A 4420-nucleotide genomic window follows, 5' to 3' on the forward strand; every position below is an offset into this window, starting at 1 on the left:
TTGACCTTTACACCAGTGTCCTGCTTGTCATTAGTCGGATCAACAGGCTTCTTACCAGACTCATCAACCGTGGTCTTAACACCAACAGCCAGCGGGACGATGTCGGTGTGCTCGGTCCCGTTGCCATCACGATCAACCAGAACGTACTTCACAGTCACGTTCGGCTTCTCCTCCGAAGCCTCAACCTCGGCAGTCGGCGTACCAGTGATCTTGCCGTCCTTAAACTCCAAACCAGCCGGAAGACCGTCAACCGTGATGGAATCCTTCTTCAGCTCAAAGCCCTGCGGCAAAGCATCGAAACCTTCAGGTTTGACATCCTGGGAGTAATCTTCACCAACAACACCATCAACCAGCGGCGTATCCGTCACCACAATCTTGGTCACGACCTGCTTCTGACGAGGCTCCGTCACCTTCTGCTTCGTGGTCTTCTCGACGCGCTTATCCTCCGGTGCATTCGGATTCTCGTACACCGGATTACCCTCAGCATCGACCTCCGGCACCCACTTCTCGACCTCAACATCAACCGTGCGGGTCACAATAACCTCAGTGGTACCAGCCTTGGTCGGCGTACCAGTGATCTTGCCGGTCTCGGGGTCAATTTCAAGGCCATCAGGCAGCTTGTCAGCAGAGTACTTCGGCGTAGCACCCGCAACGACGTTGTCCGGCAGCTTCTCAAACAGCGAAGCAACATCATCGGCCGAGTACTCATCGTAACGCGAGCCCAACGGCAACGGCTCAGGAACGACAGCGGTAAACGAGTCCGCAATCTCCCAACGATCCGACGCCTTCTTCGACACCGGATCCACATCCACCACAGCAGCGGTGTAGACCGTGGTCTCCTTCAGATCCTCAGGCGCCTGGAAATCACACGACGGGATAACACCCTTGTCATCGCTCTTAGCGATGCACATCGCATCCTTGATCTCAGTCTGCTTACCGTCCGGACCAGTTGCATACCAACGGATCGCGTAATCCGAATTCGGCACCAACCCAGCAGTCTTCGTGGTCACCTTCGACCCGGCACGACCCTTATTGTCATACGAGTTGTACTCCGGAATATCAAAGATCGGCTGTGCAGACATCAACGGGAACTGTAGACCAACCATATTGTAGCCCGCAGTCATGCCACCCTGATCTTCGTAATTCTGGAACATGTTCATCGGGAACGCCGAATTCTTGACGTCACGACCCTCAATCTTCGGGTAGATGTACATGTAATCGGTGTTGATGTGACGACGCTTCGCCGAGTTAATCGCACCACCAGAAAACGCACCATACCGAGAAGCACCAGTCTCAGTCTCAAACGTTGCAGCAACCTTGCCGAAGTCGCCTTCTTCAAGCTTGTTGGAAGTCTGCGCGGTCTGATTTTCCTGCGTGCGCGAGACACCATAGGTGCCCTTAAACGGCAGGTAAATCTTGCCGTCATCCTTCGCCGGCACCACTACCGTCTCAGCGATATGCGAACCTACACCATGCTCAGCCTGGTACGCCTTAATGATGCGTTCCTGGTTCTCACGCTCTTGCTCAGCGGTGTAGCCCTTGTTCGCATCCTTCCACGCATCAATCTCACGCGCGACCTCATCGTTGAGGTACGAGGCAACAATCTCTACACCACCCGCGGCACGGTCACCCTGCCCAGGCTGGTACTTGTAGTAGCCCGGCAGCGAACCGGCATCCTCACCGGACTCCCACCAAATCTGCGACTGGTTCGGCGCAGCAATACTGTGGATCGTACCAAAATCACCGTAATCCGCGAACTGTCCATCCACCGTCGGCTGGCCAGTCTGGCCATCAAGTGCACGCGTCCACTCGGACTCCGGCTTCGCCAGCCAATCAACCTGCGCAGGCTTCTCCTCAAGCACGAAACGTCCAGCAATAATACGGGAACCGGACGGACCAGCCGTAAAGTTCCAGGATTCCTGGGTGCGACCAAGGCGCGTGGAGTAGCGGCCGGACTGCATATCACCAGACATAACGACGGAGTACTTGTCCTTATCCGGGTTCTCGCCCCAGACACGAACCTTGAAATCATCGTCGCCAGCCAAGTAGAACCGCGGCGCATCGTATTCGTTGGTGACCTTCTCAGACAGGTCGAAGGAGAAGCGGCCTTCGGAGTCTGTCAGCGTGTAGAACGTCGGGGAAACCTCGCCCTTCCCGTTCACATACTGCAGGTAGATGACATTGCCCTTCAAAGGCTCGTCACGGTCATCGCGTTTGTCCGGACGACCGTTCTTGTTGATGTAGGCGTAGCCGTGGTAGCCGTAGTAATCACGCCATCCGCCCTTGGTGTAAATAGCGTTTGGTACCAGCTGGTTCTTGCCCTTTGCTTCTGCAGGCGCCTCAGCGCCAGCCGCTACAACTGGTACGTCCTGAGCGAACGCAACTGGCTGCGCAAGTGGTGCCACCAGAGCAAACGACAATGCGGCCGCAGCAATCGACGTGCCACGACGTGCCTTAAATTGGCCTCGCATAAACATTCCTTCCATATGGTCTAATCAATGTGACTACCTACCTGTCAGCCAAGGTCTCATAGAACCACAAAACTGCAGGTGGTGGACGTAGACAAAGGTCAACGATTAGTCACTCGCTATAAATTGTATCAACCGATGGAAAATGCAGGACCTCCACAGCGCCTTTCTAATCCTCCACCAGAAATGGTTACAAATGTCAGATTAGTGCAGTTCGGTATCCACGATTTTTTCTATTGATACAATTCAGTCACTTTAAATGAAACTAATTGACATAGTTCCATTAGGACCAGCTCAATTAAGCTAGAAGACAAATGTTAATAATTGTCGAAACAATTAAGGGCAATTGTTTAAATGCAAAAGTTGTTGCCTATTACAGTAAGCGCAATAGGCAACAACTTTAATTTTCTTAGCGATGCTTTAGGGCAGATTTACGAAATGTAGCCCCCTGCATGGGGGAGGAGGCTACATCGCGTTCCCTTTACGCCTTTGGCGTATCGGTTTCAGGTGCTTTCGGAGTGGACGTCGATACGTTCTTGTCCTCCTTGGAGGACAGCTTCGTCGTCTTACCGGACGAACCCTTCAGCTCCAGGTCCTTGACCGAAGAGCTTGGTCCACCAGGCTTGCAGTTGTCGTAAATAACCGTGCCAGCCAAGATGCCAGCAGCAATCAGCACGATACCGGCAGCAACCATACCCAGATCCGCACCAACGGTACGCAGCTGCGCATTAATCTGCTCAACCTGACGAGCCATCTCCGGGTTGAAGATGCCAGCCTGCTGCTGAATACGAGTGTTCACATCCTGCAGCTGAGCATTCACCTGAGCAGTCACATCGCTGAGCACCGGAATCTGAATCTGGGAAGCCAGACCCAGCGGCAGCAATGCGATCAACGGCAGACCGAAGCCAACAGCGGATGCAACACACTTACCGGTGTCACGGCCGTTATCCGACTTGTCGAACGGATTCCAACCGTTCTTCACCTCATCTTCGTTGGTGACACCGTCACCATCGAAGTCACCATTCGGCTCCAGAATGGACTTACCATCCTGGCCAACAAGCACGAACTGTGCCTGCTGATTTTCCTTGGTGGTCTTGCCGTCGGAAAGATCAAAGATCACAGCCGGTTTAGCAACCTTGCCAAAGTCCTCCTCGAACTTCTTGAAGTCAACCTTCTTACGGTTGCCCTTCTTGCCGTAGAGATCGTCGAACTGCTTCACCAGCTGCTCAACAGACGGAGCCTGGCCAGTAACGGTCGCATCTTTCGGCGTGAACTTCCAGTCAGTTGCGCCTTCGGCCTTCGGGTAGCCCTTCGCCTCCGGATTGTCCTGTACCTTGATGCCCTTGAGGTCCGTAACCTTCTTTCCGCCCTTGTCGGTGAAGGCTGGTGTAGCACTCTTCGTAGCACCAGGCTGAACATGAGTCTCGTCGTAGCCAGGCTTCAACGAATCCAGGTCATTGCCATGAGATGGTTCCTCGCTTGGCTTCTCAGGACCGGTCGACGGATCCGAAGGCTCCGTGTCCTTTGGCTTCTCAACCGTGACAGTGGCATCAACAGTGTCCTTGGAGCCATCCGGGTAAGTCACAACAACCGGAACCGTGATCTTGTCACCAGGCTTTGCATCCTCAGGAACCTTAACGGTGACAGAACCGTCCTCATTGACAGTCACACCCTCAGGCACCTTGTCACCAGGGGTGAACTTCGTACCATCAGGCGCCGTGGTCGGGTTACCCTCCTTATCCTTAAACGTCGGAGCAGGAACCTTCACATCATCGCCAGGCTTACCAGAACCATCCTCGTAACCAGGATTGAACTTCTCGTTGTCCTTCTCCGCCGGAGTCACCGGCGCATCCGGCTTCTCAACCGTGACAGTGACATCAACAGTGTCCTTGGAGCCATCCGGGTAAGTCACAACAACCGGAACCGTGATCTTGTCACCAGGCTTTGCATCC

The 4420-nt window shown here is 54.0% G+C and carries 2 protein-coding genes; both read right to left on the reverse strand.

What is annotated here, in order from left to right; genetic code table 11:
• Nucleotides 1–2471, reverse strand: a 2471-nt coding sequence (locus QP802_RS11125; RefSeq protein WP_284818897.1) for an Ig domain-containing protein, incomplete at its 3' end; no start/stop codon positions are given.
• 478 nt (nt 2472–2949) lie between these two features.
• Nucleotides 2950–4420: YPDG domain-containing protein (locus QP802_RS11130; protein WP_284818899.1), on the reverse strand; the 1471-nt coding region annotated here is incomplete at its 5' end.

This window comes from Corynebacterium sp. UMB10119B, assembly GCF_030228125.1.
In the GTDB taxonomy this organism is placed as follows: Bacteria; Actinomycetota; Actinomycetes; order Mycobacteriales; family Mycobacteriaceae; genus Corynebacterium; species Corynebacterium pseudogenitalium.